This window comes from Chitinophaga sp. YR573 (assembly GCF_900110995.1).
In the GTDB taxonomy this organism is placed as follows: Bacteria; Bacteroidota; Bacteroidia; order Chitinophagales; family Chitinophagaceae; genus Chitinophaga.
Window position 1 is genome coordinate 1,201,917 of record NZ_FOJF01000001.1, and the last position, 17,460, is coordinate 1,219,376.

The following is a 17,460-nucleotide window of genomic DNA, read 5'->3' on the forward strand; positions in this document are numbered from 1 at the left end:
GAGTATGGGAGAACCTTCACAATATCACCTGCCCGTATTACTGCAGGAAGTGATCACGCAGCTACAGATCCGCCCGGATGGGGTGTATGTAGATGCCACTTTTGGCGGAGGCGGCCATTCCAGGGCAATACTGGAACAGCTGAATGAAAACGGGCAGCTCATCGTGTTTGACCAGGATGAAGATGCGTATAACAACCGGATAGATGACCCCAGGGTCACCTTTGTACAACACAACTTCCGGCATATGCAGCGTTTTCTGAAACTCTATAAAACAGCTCCTGTAGATGGTATACTGGCTGATCTGGGGGTATCCTCCTGGCAGTTTGATACCGCCGAAAGAGGATTCAGCACCCGGTTTGAAGGTGCACTGGATATGAGAATGGACCAGCGGGCTACCCTTACGGCCGCCCAATTGCTGCAAACCTATTCAGAACACCAGCTTCATCTGATGTTCCAGGATTACGGAGAAGTCACAAACGCAAAGACCCTGGCAAAAACAATTGTACAGCAACGCAAGGCCCGGCCCATGCGCACCATCAATGAGTTTAAATCAGTAATACAACCTATAGTAAAAGGAAATCCGCAGAAATACCTGGCGCAGGTGTTCCAGGCACTCCGGATAGCAGTGAATGATGAACTGGGAGCATTGAAAGATTTACTGGTACAGTCTGCCGAAATATTAAAACCCGGAGGCAAACTGGCGATGATCACTTTCCACTCTCTGGAAGACAGGCTGGTGAAGAATTTTATGAAGACAGGGCAATTTGAGATACAGGATGATCAGTATTCATTCGAAACTCCTGCCAAACTGTTCAGACTAATTACCAAAAAACCGGTAACTGCCAGCGAGGAAGAACTGAAACGTAATACAAGGTCCCGGAGTGCGAAACTGAGGGTAGCCGAAAAGATATAAGACAGATTATGAATCCGCTATGCCAATGTGCTTGTTATGCGACAGGTACATTGGCTTATTAGCTAAATAAAAGACCGTGTTGCAGGAAGAGAATATACCAGATGAAGTTATGCCGGAGGAGCCGGAACATAAAAGGGAATGGCGTCTGCGCATCAATTACAGGGCCATCACACAAAACATGCCCTTCATATTGTTCCTGGCAGTACTGGCGCTGATATATATCGCCAACAGCCATCTGGCGGAGAAAAAAGTTCGTCGCATTAATAAACTGGGCAGGGAAATAAAAGAACTGAAGTGGGAATATCTGAATGTGAAGAGTGAACTGATGTTCCGCAGCAAAATGAGTGAAGTGAGCAAAGCTGTAGAACCACTGGGACTGAAAGAACTCAGTATACCACCCCAAAAGATAGAACTACAAAAAACAGAATAACAGATAGTGGAAGTAAAGAAGGACATATTGTGGAGAGTGTATCTATGCTTTATCGGCATGGGGCTGTTTGCTGTGGCAATACTGGTGAAAGTGTTCTTTGTTCAGAACGTGCAGGGCAACTACTGGCGTAGCATGGCCGACAGTCTGCATACACGTTATGTATCCCTCGACGCTGACCGTGGTACTATTTATTCTGAAGAAGGCAGGATGCTCTCAACCTCTATCCCCTACTTTGATGTACGGGTAGATTTTGCGGCTGATAACCTTCGCGACAAAAACGGAAAAGTATTCAAGGACAATGTAGACTCATTGTCCATTTATCTTTCCCGCCTGTTCAATGATCGCACACCGGAAGAATATAAACAGTTATTACGGGAAGGCTTCAAAAGCAAAGACCGTTATTTTCTTTTAAAGCGTGATATACAGTTTGATCAGTTTCAGCAACTCCGCAACTTTCCCATGTTCCGCCTGGGTAAGAACAAAGGAGGACTGATAGCTGAAACAAAGAATAAACGTATCAATCCTTTTAAACTGTTGGCAAACCGCACAATAGGATTGTCAAGGGAAAATGCACAGAATGTAGGGCTTGAAAGGACTTACGACGCTTACCTGAAAGGGGTAACCGGTAAAAGATTAATGCGCCGCATAGCAGGTGGCACCTATATACCGGTAGAAGGTTATGATATAGAACCGGAAAACGGCAGGGATGTTATCACTACCATTGATGTGAATATGCAGGATATCGTTGAAACAGCCCTCATGAACATGGTGGTGAGCAACGAAGCAGAATATGGTACCTGCATCCTGATGGAAGTGAAGACCGGTAAGATAAAAGCCATCGCCAACCTTGGCAGACAACCGGACGGCAGCTATTTTGAAGATATGAACCATGCACTGCGGGTAACAGAACCGGGGTCCACCTTCAAACTGGCCACCATCATATCTGTACTGGACGATAAATATGCCACCATGGATGATATGGTCAACCTGCATGAAGGCGAATGGCAGATAGGCAAAAGAACAGTATTCGATTCGGAACCACATCCAGGACAAACAAACGTGACTATCAAACATGCGTTTGAACTGAGTTCCAATGTGGGAATGGCAAAACTGGCTTACCAGTATTACTATAGAAAGCCGAATGACTTCGTTGCTCATCTGAAAAAATTAAAGCTGGATCAGCCTACGGGTATAGATCTCGTAGGTGAAGGAGCACCAGTCATAAAATCTACCGCTTCTAAAACATGGAGCGCAACCAGTTTACCCTGGATGGCCTTTGGTTATGAAGTATTGATTAGTCCGTTACAAACCTGCATGCTGTATAACGCAGTAGCAAACAACGGAAAAATGATGAAGCCTTACCTGGTGAACTCCATTGTGGAATATGGCAAACCGGTAAAAGAATTTGAGCCTACTGTTGTAATGGATAGCATTTGTTCAAAGAGTACTTTGAAACAGGTAAAACAGATGCTGGAAGGTGTAGTAATGAACGGAACGGCTAAAGGGTTATGGACACGCTATTACAAATTTGCCGCTAAAACCGGTACGGCCCTGGTAGCCAATGGCAACCGGGGTTATGCAGATAAGATATACCAGTCATCATTTGCAGGATATTTTCCAGCCAATGATCCGCAGTTCACCTGCGTAGTTGTGATCAAAAACAAAGCACATGCAGCTAAGTTTTATGGCGCAGCAGTAGCAGGACCGGTATTCCGTGAAGTAGCAGACAAGCTGTTTGCGATAGCAGTAGAAAAACAACTGCCTATTAAAGCCGGTCTGCAAATGGATACACTGATGGCCTTCAAGAACGGACAGGGGCATGAGTGGAAAGAAATACTGAACACATTGAATATCCCTATGCAGGGCAATGTGAATAACAACAGTTGGGTTAGTGCCAAAGTAGATGATAAGAAAATTGCTTTCGCACAGGTGGCACAAAATAAAGGCGCTGTACCCAATGTAACAGGAATGGGATTAAAAGATGCGCTGTACCTGCTAGAAAATGCAGGTTTGCGTGTGGTTATAAAAGGTGCCGGTAAGGTAAGGAATCAATCTATACCTGGCGGTACTCAGTTATCAAGAGATCAAACAATCGTCATAGAACTTAGTTAAGAAATGAGGACACTGAGTGACATATTATACAACGTGAACATCCAGGCGGTGCATGGTAGTACAGATATTACTGTGAACGCTCTAAGCATAGACTCCCGCGCCATTGGTGAGGGAGATGCATTTATTGCTATCAGGGGTGTACATGCTGATGGTCATCTCTTTATTGATAAAGCATTACAACTAGGCGCCACAGTCATTATCTGTGAAGAACTACCGGCGCAATTGTCTGCAACTGTATGTTATATACAGGTGGTAAACAGCGCTATTGCAGCTGGTACCATTGCAGGTAACTTTTATAACAACCCGTCACAGAAGCTGCAACTCGTAGGTGTTACAGGTACCAATGGTAAAACTACCATCGCTACTCTCCTGTTCAAATTGTTCAGCGAACTGGGATACCATTGCGGATTGCTGTCTACTGTGCAGAATCAGATTGGTGAGAAGATTGTTCCGGCCACACATACTACTCCGGATGCCATTCATCTGAATGGATTACTGGCGGATATGGTAGCGGAAGGATGCGAATATGTGTTCATGGAAGTAAGCTCTCATGCGATACACCAGCAACGTATTGCCGGGCTGAAGTTCGCAGGTGGCATCTTCAGTAACATTACACATGATCACCTCGATTACCATAAAACGTTCGATGAATATATAAAGGTGAAGAAAGCCTTTTTTGATGGACTTCCCAATACAGCATTTGCACTCACTAACCTGGATGATAAAAGAGGTAGTGTGATGTTACAGAATACAAAGGCGAAGAAAACAACTTACAGCCTGCGTACTGTAGCTGATTTCAAGGGAAAAATCCTTGAGAACAATCTTACCGGGCTGATTATGGTGGTGAATGAGAAGGAAGTACACTTCCGCCTTATCGGAGAGTTCAATGCTTATAACCTGCTGGCAGTATATGGTGCAGCCATTATGCTGGGTCAGGAAAAAGATGCCGTATTACAGGCACTCAGTGGTTTGTCCGGTGCAGAAGGACGCTTCGACTATATCCTGTCTGCAGAGCAGAAAATCATTGGGATTGTTGACTATGCACATACACCGGATGCTTTACTGAATGTCCTGGCTACTATCAAGAACCTGCGTAAAGGTATTGAACAGGTCATTACAGTAGTAGGCTGCGGGGGCGACCGTGATACAGCAAAACGCCCTGTCATGGCAGAAGTAGCAGCAGAACGCAGCGATAAAGTGATACTCACTTCTGATAATCCACGCTCGGAAGATCCGGCAGAGATTATCCGTCAGATGGAAGCAGGTGTACCTGTACATCTTAAAAAAAGAGTATTGTCTATCGCAGACAGAAAAGAAGCTATTAAAACTGCCTGTAGCCTGGCGAACCCGGAAGATATCATCCTGGTTGCAGGTAAAGGACATGAAAAATACCAGGATATCAATGGGGTAAAACATCCTTTTGATGACAAACAGGTATTACGTGAGATGCTGGAACTGATGGGGAAATAACGAGATCTAAAACAACAAACAGTCACGTGGACTGTCGATTCGAGACTAACTAACGATATGCTATATTACTTATTCAACTATTTGAAAACTTTGAATTTCAGCGGAAGCGGAATGTTTCAATTCATTACGTTCCGTATTACCATGGCACTTTTGTTGTCACTGGTTATATCCTTATTGTTGGGTAAGAGCATTGTAAGATTCCTGCAACGTAAACAGATTGGTGAAACCATCCGTGATCTGGGACTGGCAGGTGAGAATACAAAAAGAGGAACTCCTACTATGGGGGGGCTTATCATATTGTCTGCGATTGTAATTCCTACTCTCCTTTTTGCACAGGTAAAAACAGTTTACATATGGCTGATGCTGTTATGTACTGTATGGCTGGGCCTTATCGGTTTCGTGGACGATTACATCAAGGTATTTAAAAAGAATAAAGAAGGTTTAGCGGGTAAATTCAAAGTACTCGGACAAATCGGCCTGGGTATTATTATCGGGGGCACTTTATACTTTAATGAGAATGTAGTTATCTCCCGCGAAATAATAGGTGCAAAGAAACTGGCTCCTTATGAGAGAATGATAAGCAGCAGTGAAAGGGTCACCAAAGAGGGTCACCGTTTCGCAGATGTAAAAACACCCATCACTACCATTCCATTCGTAAAGAACCATGAGTTCAACTATGCAAAACTCATTTCCTGGATGGGACCTGGTGCGGAAAAATACACTTACATCCTATATATATTCATCGTTATCATTATCATCACGGCAGTATCCAACGGGGCAAACCTTACGGACGGACTGGATGGACTGGCAACGGGAGTCTCGGCGGTGATCGGGGTGTGTCTTGGAGTATTTGCTTATGTATCGGGTAACATACAGTTTGCGGAGTACCTGAATATCATGTACATACCCAACCTGGGAGAGCTGTCTATTTTCATTGCCGCCTTCGTAGGGGCATGTGTAGGCTTCCTCTGGTACAATGCCTACCCGGCGCAGGTATTTATGGGAGATACGGGCAGTCTTGCACTGGGTGGCATCATTGCTTCCCTGGCCATTATTGTACGTAAAGAATTGCTGATACCTATTTTCTGCGGGGTATTCCTTGTAGAAAATCTGAGCGTGGTATTACAGGTCTCTTATTTTAAATACACAAAGAAGAAGTATGGAGAAGGAAGACGCATTTTCAAAATGTCTCCGCTTCATCATCATTATCAGAAACTGGGATATCACGAAAGTAAGATTGCTGTAAGGTTCTGGATCGTAACGATCATGTGTGCAGTAGTAGCAATCGCAACATTAAAAATGAGATAAGACTATGCAGAAAAAGCTCATCATACTCGGAGCCGGTGAAAGTGGTATTGGTGCTGCCATATTAGGTAAGCAGCAAGGGTATGATGTATTCGTATCTGACGGTGGCGCTATAAAAGATATCTACAGGCAGGAACTGGCAGTAAATCATATTCCTTTCGAAGAAGGACATCATTCCTGGGATATCATCCTGGGAGCAGATGAAATTGTGAAAAGCCCGGGTATTCCTGAAAAGAGTGAACTGATGAAGAAAGTGAGGGAGAAACAGGTTCCTGTTATTTCAGAAATAGAACTGGCATACCGTTTCAGCAAGGATAAAAAGATCATTGCTATTACGGGAAGTAATGGTAAAAGCACCACTACCGCACTGACGTTTCACATTTTTGAAACGGCAGGACTCAATGCCGCCATGGTAGGCAACATTGGACTTAGTTATGCCCGGCAGGTAGCTACTGCCCCGGCAGATTATTATGTAGTGGAAATAAGCAGTTTTCAACTGGACGATATAAAAGAGTTTAAACCTAACGTAGCCATTTTATTAAACATAACACCAGATCACCTGGATCGTTACGATTACAAAATGGAGAACTACGTGGCATCAAAATTCCGCATAGCGATGAATCAGGGGCCTGAAGATTACTTTGTGTATTGCAAGGACGATCCTGAAATCATCAGACATTTAGAAAAACAAACAATTTACTCAACAACAATACCCTTTACTATCATGGAACCATTAAAGCAAGGAGGATTTATGGCAAACGAACAAGTGAACATCCAGGTAAATGACGAGCCGGTGATCGTATCAATGTATGATCTTGCTCTTAAAGGCAAACATAATTTATATAACTCAATGGCAGCGGGTATTGCAGGACGCACCATGGACATCAGAAAAGAGAAGATACGCGAAAGCCTTACTTCCTTTAAGAGCCTGGAGCATCGCATGGAGCATGTAGCCTCTGTGCGTGGGATTGATTTCATCAATGATAGTAAAGCCACAAACGTAAACTCTCTGTGGTTTGCGCTTGAAAGTATGGAAACACCAGTGGTCCTTATCATGGGTGGAGTAGATAAAGGCAATGACTACAGTGCTATCAGGGAACTGGTGAAAGAAAAAGTAAAGGCGATTGTTTGTCTGGGTGTTGACAATGCTCCTATCAGGGAAGCATTATCAAACGATACCCCGCTGATGATAGACACACGCAACATGAAAGATGCCGTACAGGCAGCTTTTCAACATGCGGCTAAAGGAGATGTGGTATTGCTCTCCCCTGCCTGCGCCAGCTTTGATCTCTTCAAAAATTATGAAGACAGAGGCAAGCAGTTCAAGGAAGCAGTAAGGGAGCTGTAACAATTAAAACAGATAAAATGGACGGTATACTTCAAAGGACTAAGGGCGATAAAGTGATATGGACCATTGTGGTCTTCCTGTCACTTGTGAGCCTGTTGGCTGTTTACAGCGCAACAGGATCACTGGCGTACCGTGAGCAGGGAGGTCATACTGAGTATTACCTGTTTAAACAATTGAGTGTGCTGGTAATGGGATTGCTGATCATCTATTTTGCCCACCGTGTAAATTATACAGTTTACTCACGTGCGGCACAGATAGGGTTTATCATCTCCATTCCTCTTCTGATATATACATTGGCGTTTGGATCCAATCTTAATGAAGCAAGCCGGTGGATCCGGCTTCCGGTGATTAATCTGACGTTCCAGACATCCGATGTGGCCAAGCTGGCCATCTTTATGTATGTAAGCAGACAGCTGTCCAAACGGCAACATGTGATCACTGATTTTAAGAAAGGCTTTCTGCCTATTATTATTCCGGTGGGCATCGTTTGTGTACTGATCATGCCGGCTAACATGTCTACTGCATTACTGCTGGGCGCCAGTTGTATGCTATTGTGCTTTATAGGCAGAGTACCTATTAAGTTCCTTTTAGCTATGATAGGTGCAGGTGTAGGATTGATCCTGTTGATGTTTGCCATTGCATGGATAACAGGAATAAAGATGCGTACAGAGACATGGTTAAAAAGGATTGAACATTTTACAAACAATGAAGATTCCGAAATACCCTACCAGGTGCAACAGGCAAACATTGCAATAGCAGGTGGAGGGTTGCTGGGTAAAGGCCCGGGTAACAGTACACAAAGAAATTTTCTTCCTCACGCATATAGTGATTATATATATGCAACTATTATAGAGGAGTATGGTATCTTTGGCGCCTTTTTGATATTGATGGCCTATATGTTGTTACTGTTGAGGAGTATACGCATATTTCGTCAATGCCCATACGCATTTGGTGCTTTTCTGGCAGTAGGCCTGAGCGTTACACTTGTGATACAGGCACTTACGAATATGGCAGTGAATGTAGGGCTATTCCCAGTTACAGGGGTTACACTACCACTGGTTAGTATGGGAGGGTCCTCGGTAATATTTACCAGTTTTGCCATCGGTATTATCTTAAGTGTATCACGAAATGTGGATGAACTGGAAGGCAAACGTATTGAACAGGAAAGGATTGCGAAAGTGATGGAACAAAATATGCAAGTAGTTTAAAATTAAAAAATGATGCAACGCAAAATTATCATAGCAGGCGGCGGTACAGGAGGACATATCTTCCCGGCTATTGCTATTGCCAATGCGTTGAAAAAGATAGATGCCAATACAGAGATCCTTTTTATAGGTGCCAAGGGCAAGATGGAGATGGAGAAAGTGCCGCAGGCCGGTTACCAGATAGAAGGATTGGAAATAGCTGGTTTTAACCGCAGCAATATGTTGAAGAACCTTTTGCTGCCGTTCAAAATATTAAAAAGCCTGGGGCAGGCTCGCCGTATTATCGATCGCTTTCAACCACATGCTGTGGTAGGCGTTGGTGGTTACGCAAGTTTCCCCATGTTGCGGAAAGCACAACGTAAAGGCATTCCAACATTGATACAGGAGCAAAACTCTTTTGCCGGAAAAGCCAATATGATGTTGGGAAAGAAAGCAAAGAAGATCTGCGTTGCTTATGATGGTATGGAAAAATTCTTTCCGGCAGACAAGCTGGTGCTAACCGGGAACCCTGTTCGCGGGAACATTACTCAGTCGGCTGTTACAAAGGAAGAAGCATTACAGCATTTTGGTCTGCAATCAGGTAAAACTACTGTATTTGCAGTAGGTGGCAGCCTGGGGGCAAAAGCAATCAATGAAGCATTACATCCTTTGCTGTCGACCTTTGTTGAAAAAGATATTCAACTGATATGGCAAACAGGCAAACCATATTTTGATACTGCCAAAGCAGCAGCATCTGCGTATAGTTCGCATGTAAAGGTGTTTGACTTTATTAACCTGATGGACTTTGCATATAAGGCCGCAGACGTGGTAATATCCCGTGCAGGTGCGCTGGCCATTGCTGAATTATGTGTAGTGAAAAAGCCGGTGATATTTGTGCCCTACCCTTTTGCTGCTGAAGATCATCAGACCTTCAACGCACAAAGCCTGGTAGTAAAGAACGCTGCACTGATCATCAAAAATGATGATGCAGCCGCACAGTTAGGTAATACTTTATTCAGCCTTGTGCAAAACAAAGCATTGCTGGAAAAACTGGAGCAGAATATCGGTAAGCTGGGAAACAGTAATGCTGATATGGTAATTGCAAAACAGGTAATGACATTAATCGGATAAATAATAAAATGGATCTGAATAACATACAACGTGTATACTTCGTCGGCATCGGCGGCATTGGCATGAGCGCCATTGCACGGTTCTTTAATGAAAAGGGCGTGCATGTGAGCGGTTATGACCGTACCGAAACAGGGCTTACCCGCCAGCTGACAAAAGAAGGTATGCAGATCCATTATACGGAAGATGTAACGCTGATAGACAAGGATGTGCAACTGGTCGTCTATACACCAGCCATTCCGTCTATACATGAGGAATTGAAATGGTATAAGGCAAACAATTATGAGGTAGTAAAACGCAGTGATGTACTGCAGGAAATTACCCGCGAAGTATTTGCCATTACAGTAGGTGGTACACATGGTAAAACAACTACTTCTACCCTTATTGCACATATATTAAGGGATAGCGGTTATGGTTGTAATGCCTTCCTTGGTGGTATCAGTGCTAACTACAATCAGAACTTCTGGAGCAGCGACAGAAATGTAGCTGTGATCGAAGCAGATGAATACGATCGTTCCTTCCTGAAACTGCATCCGGATATTGCTGTATTAACAGCTATGGATGCAGACCATCTGGATATTTACGGTACAGCAGAAGAAGTGCAGGATGCATTTGTACAATACTCTGCCAACATAAAACCAAATGGCACACTGGTAGCCAGACTGGGATTACAACGTGCAGCTGACCTGAAAGGTGATAACAAATTATGGTACCACCTGCAGGACAACAAAGCAGATGTATATGCCGCCAATATTAAAATAAACGACGGTGGATACAGGTTTGATGTAATAACAAAAGACTGGACACTGCGTGATATACATTTACCAATCGGGGGTACGCACAATATTGAAAATACAGTAGCGGCGGTGGCAGTTGCTCACCTGCTGGGTATTGAAGATGATAAAATAAAAGCAGCTACCGCTGATTTTAAAGGTATCAGACGCAGGTTCGAATACCTTATCAGAAACGATTACCAGGTGTATATAGACGACTATGCGCATCATCCGGAAGAATTACGTGCGCTCATCAGCAGCGCCCGTGAATTGTTTCCTGATAAAAAGTGTACCGTCATATTTCAGCCGCACCTGTACACACGTACACGCGACTTTGCAGATGGCTTCGCAGAAAGTCTTTCACTGGCAGATGAAGTATTACTTTTGCCGATTTATCCGGCCAGAGAATTACCGATCGAAGGTGTGAGCAGTGAAATGATAGCAGAGAAGATTACAAAAGTACCGGTGCAGGTAATAGAAAAAGAAAATGTGCAGGACTGGATTAAATCTCATAATGCACCCCTGTTTATTACAGCAGGCGCAGGAGATATCGATCAGTTCAGAGAACCGGTGCAGGAGATCCTGAATGGAGAAAGAATTATTAAAGAAGAAAATTAAACAATGCAACCCAAAACCAAAAAAGCATTAAAACGGATAGGCACAACACTGCTGTGGATGGCAGTGATGTGTGGTTTCGTGGTATTGCTTATGGCGGCGGTGCAGGATAAAGAAACCAGCAAATGTAAAGGCATAGTTGTAAAACTGGTAGGTGATGAAAGCAACTTCTTTATAGAAGAAAAAGATATTAAAGCGCTGATAGCATACGACAAGGTATTAAACCCTGTGGGAAAGTCTATCAGCAACATCAACATTGCCAACCTGGAAAAGATCATATCACGTGATCCCTGGGTAAAGAATGCTGAGATATTCATCGATAACCAGCGCAAACTGAATATCAAAGTAACACAACGGGAACCGGTAGCACGTGTGTTTACCCTATCTGGCAGCAGCTTTTACTTTGATAAGGATGGAGACCGCATACCGGTATCTACCCGTTATGCAGCCAGGGTACCGGTGTTCACGGACTTCCCTACAGATGCAACTAAACTGCAAAAGGCAGACAGCACACTTGCAGCACAGGTGATAGAGATGGGCAGCTTTATTATGGCAGATCCATTCTGGTTAGCGCAGGTTGACCAGGTGCTGATCACACCACAACGCGAATTTGAACTGACACCAAAATTAGGCGATCATGTAATTGCATTTGGTGACGGTACTGATATAGAAAAGAAATTCAGCAAACTGTTGGCGTTTTATAAAGAAGGATTGAGTAAAGTGGGCTGGAATAATTATTCACGCATAGACGTTGCTTATGAGAACGAAGTAGTATGTACACGCAGAGATGCTGCAGAACAGCCTAAACCGCTGACAGCTGCAGACAGTGCAATGCTTGCGGCAGCGCATGACAGCACTGAGCATGTACAAACACACGCGAAAGAAGTAAAGCAACCGGAAACAACAAAGGCAAAGACGAAGGTGGTAACACCCAAACCTGCGCCAGCAAAACCGAAAGTACAAAAGGAAAAGGTACCCCATACGAAGGAACCGAAAGCTGTGTATAAGCCGGTGAAGAGATCTGTTAACACAACAAAAAACAATAGAACGCCATGAATCAGGAAGCTCCCATCATTGTAGGTCTCGATATTGGAACTACAAAGATTGCTGCCATTGCAGGAAGAAAGAATGAATACGGGAAATTGGAAATCCTGGGATTCGGTAAAGCCCCATCTTTTGGTGTTCAGCACGGCATGGTGCTGAATATCGACCAAACCATCAAGGCCATACGTCAGGCCCTGGAGAACTGCTATGCGTCCAATCCTAACCTGGAGATAAATGAAGTATACGTAGGTATCGCAGGACATCATATTAAGAGTTTGCAGACACGCGGCGACATTGTTCGTAGCGATACTGACGCAGAAATTTCTCAAAAAGATATTGATCAGCTGATCAATGACCAATATAAAACAGTGATACCCGCCAGTGATCAGATCATTGACGTGATACCACAACAGTATATCGTGGATAGCCTGCAGAACATCACCTATCCTATCGGGATGTCTGGCGTGAAAGTGGGTGCTAACTTCCACATCATTACGGGTGATAAAAACGCTATCCGTAACATTAACCGTAGTGTGGAGAAATCCGGACTTAAAATACATGATCTGGTATTGCAGCCACTGGCGTCTGCAGCTGCCGTTATGTGTGATATGGACTTTGAAGCAGGAGTAGCTATTGTGGATATAGGAGGCGGTACTACCGACCTGGCTGTTTTCTATGAAGGTATCCTGAAACATACAGCAGTGATTCCTTACGGTGGTGAGAACATTACCAACGATATCAAAAACGGCCTGGGTGTATTAAAAACACAGGCAGAACAGATGAAGGTACAGTTCGGATACGCACTGGCTGATGAGGCTAAAAACAATGCCTACATCACAATACCCGGTCTGCGTGGTCAGAGTCCGAAAGAGATCTCTGTAAAGAACCTGGCACATATCATACAGGCACGTATGAGTGAGATCATGGACTTTGTAGTGTATCATCTGAAACAGATAGGTATGGACAATAAAATGCTGAATGGCGGCATTATCCTTACCGGTGGAGGATCACAACTGAAACACCTGATACAGTTAACAGAATATACTACAGGTGTAAGCGCACGTATAGGTTATCCGAACGAGCATCTTGCCAATGGTCATATTGATGAACTTACAAGACCAATGTATGCAACATGCGTAGGTCTCATTCTCAAAGGTTACAATGATTATGAGAACGATCGCAGAGCATTAGAAGAAAACTATGTTAAAATAAATACGAGTTACCTCGCCAAAGAACAGGCTGCAAATGCAACTGTTCAGCAGGAAAGTGATTGGGAACAAGAGCCTACCGTTGAACAGGCACAGGAAAAGAGAGTAAGAGAAAGGAACGCTTCTCTAAAAACATTCCTGGACAGGATGAAAACGAAGATCATAGATATGTTCACGGAAGAAGAGGATGCAAAGCTTTAACAGGTTTTTTATAGTATGTGGCTTAATTGTTGCAGCTTCAAACGGTTTTAAAATCAGGAATTAATACGCGAATAATTAATAACATAAGATAGACCATAGGATAAGTTGTTGTGGGCATTATTAATTATAACTAACTAACCCATAAAAGAATTAGAGTCATGATACATTTTGATCTTCCTAAAGAAAAATCCTCCATCATTAAGGTGATAGGCATTGGTGGTGGAGGAAGCAATGCGGTGAACCACATGTTCAACCAGGGCATTGAGGGTGTGAATTTTATCATCTGCAATACCGATGCACAGGCTATTGCTAACAGTCCTGTGCCCAACAAAATTCAGCTGGGACCGCATTTAACGCAGGGACTAGGTGCAGGTGCTAATCCGCGCATAGGAGAACAGGCGACGGAAGAGTCCTTTGAAGAAATCAAAAAGATACTGGAGGTAAATACAAAGATGGCCTTCATTACGGCAGGCATGGGCGGTGGTACCGGTACCGGTGGCGCTCCTATCATTGCTAAAATATGCAAGGAACTCGGCATTTTAACTGTGGGTATTGTTACCACTCCTTTCTCTTACGAAGGTAAAAAAAGGATGGCACAGGCAGATGAAGGTGTGAACAGGTTGAAAGACTATGTTGATACTTTACTGATCATCTCCAATGATAAACTGCGTCAGAGATTTGGTGACCTGAAATCCAGGGCAGCCTTTGAAAAAGCAGATAACGTACTTGCTACAGCGGCTAAATGTATTACAGATGTGATCAACTCTACCGGTCAGATCAACGTAGACTTTGCCGACGTATGTACCGTTATGCGTAATGGTGGTGTGGCTATACTTGGTTCTGCTGTTGCAGAAGGCGAAGGCCGTGCGCAGAGAGCTATCGAAGAAGCACTGACATCTCCGTTGCTGAATGATAACGACATCCGTGGCGCTAAATGGATCCTTATCAACATCTCATCTGCTGAAGGCGACTTTGAGCATACACTGGATGAAATGGATTCTATACAGGCTTACGTACAAAGCCAGGCCGGTGAGGATTGCGACGTTATCCTGGGTATTGGTTATGATCAGACACTTGACCGCAATCTTGGTGTAACCATTATTGCAACAGGTTTTGAACAAAGACCTATCCAGCAGGTAAGACTTGCACAGGATGCTGTGGAAGAACAACCTAAGATCGTAATGGAACTGGGTCGCGATGGTGATGAAAAAAAAATGAGTCAAAAGCCTAACCTCACGGTAGAGCCTACAGACCATATGGCACCACGACTGGTAGAACCGGTTGTGACACAGCCCGTTACCTCTTATACTCCACCACAACCGGAGAGGTTGAACTATACACTCAATATTGAGCCGGTATCCGCTCCTCCGTCTTCTCAATCTGCTGGTGGCATTAACGTGATTCAGCCAAATCAATATGACAGGCCTTCACACATCTTCATAGAACCAGGCAGTACGCCTCCTTCTGCAGATGATGCAGCAGCCATGAAGATGGTATTCCATGAAGAAGACCAGCAGGTACCTGATGCATCTGCCGATCATCATCCTCAGCTGCATTACTTTGATGAGCAGATGGAAGAACAGAAAAGAAAGCAGGCTGAAAGAGTTGCAAAACTGCGTAGCATCAGCTTTAATGTGAAAGGCATAGACAATGCAACTGAATTGGAAAACGTTCCGGCTTATATCCGTCGCAATATCGATCTCGATAATGGCTCGGGTTCTGCGGAAAATTTTTACTCTAACTATACTGTAACCGATAGTCATAATAACCAGGCAGAAATCAATACGATTAATACCTTTTTAGACGGGAAAAAACCCGATTGATCTATTCGATGTTTGATTGTTTTTTAGTTGTGTTAAAAAAAAGTCCTCCGGTTCCCCGGAGGACTTTTTTTTATTATCCTATAGTTCTCCTCTGTTTATCCCTGAAATCACCTTCTCTTTAAAACTACTGCTTATCGGAATACTAATATTCTTCAGCCACAACTGAGTGGGTTCTATGGAAGTGACTTTTGCTTTATTTACGGCAAAGCTTTTATGTGTTCTTACAAACATTCCACGTGGTAATTCCCTGATTATTTCCTTTAGTGTACTTCTGCTTAAAATGGATCTGTTTACAAAATATAGTTTAACGTAATTGCCCGCAGATTCAAGATACAGGATATCCTGTGCATCTATCTTGTGTATAGTATTTCCCTCTTTTACTAATAATTCCGTACTGACAAGTTGAGCATACCTGCTTAAAAACTTATTACATGCAGCTGCGAATCTTTTATAACCTATAGGTTTTAAAAGATAATCCACTACATCCAGGTCAAAGCCCTGCACAGCATAATCAGTATGGGCAGTAGTAAAAATAATCGCATATTTATCCTTTAAAGAGTGAGCGATGTCTACACCGGAAACTTCTTTTAAATGAATATCCAGGAATATAAGCCTGATATCATTCACTTCTAAAAATGAATACATATCAGCGGCATTGGTAAAACAGGCTGCCAGTTCAATTCCTTTAAATTCCTGGAAGTGGTTCTTTATAACTTCCAGAGCAAGAGGTTCGTCATCTATAGCTACTGCCTTAATCATTGGCTAAATCTATTACCAGCGAAACAATATACTTGTTGTTATGCCATTCATTCTTCAGTGCAAATCTTCCGGGATAAAACAGGTTCAGTCGTGCCCGCGTATTCTTCAGTCCTATCCCTGAACCCTTGCCTGTTGCAGCCTGAATATCATTCTCAACATGCAGTGATAATTGTCTGGCTTTAACACGAAGATCGATTCTTACTTTAGATGGTTTATTTGTTGCCAGCCCATACTTAAACGCATTCTCAATAAACGGCAGTAAAAGCATTGCATAGATCTTGCAATTATTGGCATCAATGCTTACATCATATTCTAATACGTGATCGGCAAGCAAACGTGTTCTGTGAAGATTTACATAATTTGTTATAAAATCGAATTCCTGTATGATATCTCTTTTCTTATCATTATCATCAATAGAATATCTTAACAGATCCGAAAACATCTCGATGAGATGAGATGTTTTCCTTGCTTCTTCCTGCAAAGAAGTACTGTAAATACTATTAAGTGTGTTGAACAGGAAATGAGGATGTATCTGTGCCTGCATCGCTTTTACCCGGGCTTCTGCCAGTTCTTTTTCCATCTCAGCCCTGATTGTTCGCTGACGGATTTGTGCGATGAGTAAAGCATATACAAACGTTGCAGGATACACAATGAGAAACTGCTGTATCATGCCACTGCCGGTATCATCGTATATCAGGTAATCTGTTATAAAAAATACAATAGATAATAAAAACGAAAACAACAGGTACTGTCTCCATTTCTTTCTGTTGGCATATTTACTGAAGATAAAATCATAATGTACATGAATAATTGTAGCAAACAATAGTGTAAAAGCGATCGTATCACTGGATAAATAATCAGGGTAAGGAAGTGTAAACTTTCTTGTTATAACACAAAAGGAGATTATATAACCAGTGTAAATAAGTCCGGTAATGGTTAACAGTTTCTTCAAATGATAAGTCAGCAAGGCTAATGATTTTAATAGATAACAACTCTATCCCTGCAAAATTGTGTGTTCGTATGATAAGATAACTCTTTATGTGACCACCCATCCCCTTTTTGTGATAAAATCATCCATAAGAATCCTAAAGAAATCATGGAAGCAATGCGTGATGAAAGAATGGGGAAATTCGTTTTTTATATGGAC

At 43.0% G+C, this 17,460-nt stretch carries 14 protein-coding genes; 12 read left to right on the forward strand and 2 right to left on the reverse strand.

All coding sequences use genetic code 11. The annotated features are described in order from the left end of the window. Window positions 1-4: 4 nt before the first annotated feature. The 12 genes from rsmH (at window position 5) to ftsZ (ending at window position 15,554) form a co-directional block, all read left to right on the forward strand. Window positions 5-913, forward strand: coding sequence for a 16S rRNA (cytosine(1402)-N(4))-methyltransferase RsmH (gene rsmH / locus BMW86_RS05035; protein ID WP_089779556.1), 909 nt, complete (start codon window positions 5-7; stop codon window positions 911-913). Window positions 914-989: 76 nt separating this feature from the next. Further along, a complete protein-coding gene (locus BMW86_RS05040) occupies window positions 990-1,343 on the forward strand; it encodes an FtsL-like putative cell division protein (RefSeq protein ID WP_255372849.1) in 354 nt (117 codons plus the stop codon). Window positions 1,344-1,349: 6 nt separating this feature from the next. Continuing rightward, on the forward strand, window positions 1,350-3,455 hold the full coding sequence (locus BMW86_RS05045; protein WP_089779561.1) for a penicillin-binding protein: 2,106 nt from the start codon (window positions 1,350-1,352) through the stop codon (window positions 3,453-3,455). 3 nt (window positions 3,456-3,458) lie between these two features. Continuing rightward, window positions 3,459-4,925, forward strand: a complete 1,467-nt coding sequence (locus tag BMW86_RS05050) for a UDP-N-acetylmuramoyl-L-alanyl-D-glutamate--2,6-diaminopimelate ligase (RefSeq protein ID WP_089779563.1) — start codon at window positions 3,459-3,461, stop codon at window positions 4,923-4,925. 111 nt (window positions 4,926-5,036) lie between these two features. Beyond that, window positions 5,037-6,233 (forward strand): phospho-N-acetylmuramoyl-pentapeptide-transferase, encoded by a 1,197-nt coding sequence (gene mraY / locus BMW86_RS05055; protein WP_255372850.1) that lies wholly within the window; start codon window positions 5,037-5,039, stop codon window positions 6,231-6,233. 4 nt (window positions 6,234-6,237) lie between these two features. Further along, window positions 6,238-7,578, forward strand: coding sequence for a UDP-N-acetylmuramoyl-L-alanine--D-glutamate ligase (gene murD / locus BMW86_RS05060; RefSeq protein ID WP_089779566.1), 1,341 nt, complete (start codon window positions 6,238-6,240; stop codon window positions 7,576-7,578). A gap of 17 nt (window positions 7,579-7,595) precedes the next feature. Continuing rightward, window positions 7,596-8,786 carry an FtsW/RodA/SpoVE family cell cycle protein gene (locus BMW86_RS05065; protein ID WP_089779568.1) on the forward strand — a complete coding sequence of 397 codons (1,191 nt, stop codon included), beginning with the start codon at window positions 7,596-7,598 and terminating at the stop codon, window positions 8,784-8,786. Between the two features lie 9 nt (window positions 8,787-8,795). Next, the gene (gene murG / locus BMW86_RS05070) at window positions 8,796-9,893 is read left to right on the forward strand and encodes an undecaprenyldiphospho-muramoylpentapeptide beta-N-acetylglucosaminyltransferase (protein ID WP_255372851.1); all 1,098 of its coding nucleotides are present in this window, start codon (window positions 8,796-8,798) and stop codon (window positions 9,891-9,893) included. 8 nt (window positions 9,894-9,901) lie between these two features. Then, window positions 9,902-11,281: a UDP-N-acetylmuramate--L-alanine ligase gene (murC, locus tag BMW86_RS05075; protein ID WP_089779570.1), complete on the forward strand. Its 1,380-nt coding sequence runs from the start codon at window positions 9,902-9,904 to the stop codon at window positions 11,279-11,281. A 3-nt stretch (window positions 11,282-11,284) separates the two neighbouring features. Further along, entirely contained in the window at window positions 11,285-12,334 is a 1,050-nt protein-coding gene (locus tag BMW86_RS05080) for a cell division protein FtsQ/DivIB (RefSeq protein ID WP_089779572.1), read from the forward strand. Continuing rightward, window positions 12,331-13,731 carry a cell division protein FtsA gene (gene ftsA / locus BMW86_RS05085; protein ID WP_089779574.1) on the forward strand — a complete coding sequence of 467 codons (1,401 nt, stop codon included), beginning with the start codon at window positions 12,331-12,333 and terminating at the stop codon, window positions 13,729-13,731. Before BMW86_RS05080 ends, ftsA begins: the two co-directional genes overlap by 4 nt. A gap of 158 nt (window positions 13,732-13,889) precedes the next feature. Beyond that, entirely contained in the window at window positions 13,890-15,554 is a 1,665-nt protein-coding gene (gene ftsZ / locus BMW86_RS05090) for a cell division protein FtsZ (RefSeq protein ID WP_089779576.1), read from the forward strand. A 78-nt stretch (window positions 15,555-15,632) separates the two neighbouring features. Here the strand turns inward: ftsZ and BMW86_RS05095 are convergent, their stop codons facing one another. Together BMW86_RS05095 and BMW86_RS05100 are read right to left on the reverse strand one after the other, a co-directional pair. Further along, a complete protein-coding gene (locus BMW86_RS05095) occupies window positions 15,633-16,313 on the reverse strand; it encodes a LytR/AlgR family response regulator transcription factor (protein ID WP_089779578.1) in 681 nt (226 codons plus the stop codon). Further along, window positions 16,306-17,265, reverse strand: coding sequence for a sensor histidine kinase (locus BMW86_RS05100; protein ID WP_177189155.1), 960 nt, complete (start codon window positions 17,263-17,265; stop codon window positions 16,306-16,308). Before BMW86_RS05100 ends, BMW86_RS05095 begins: the two co-directional genes overlap by 8 nt. Window positions 17,266-17,460: the final 195 nt, after the last annotated feature.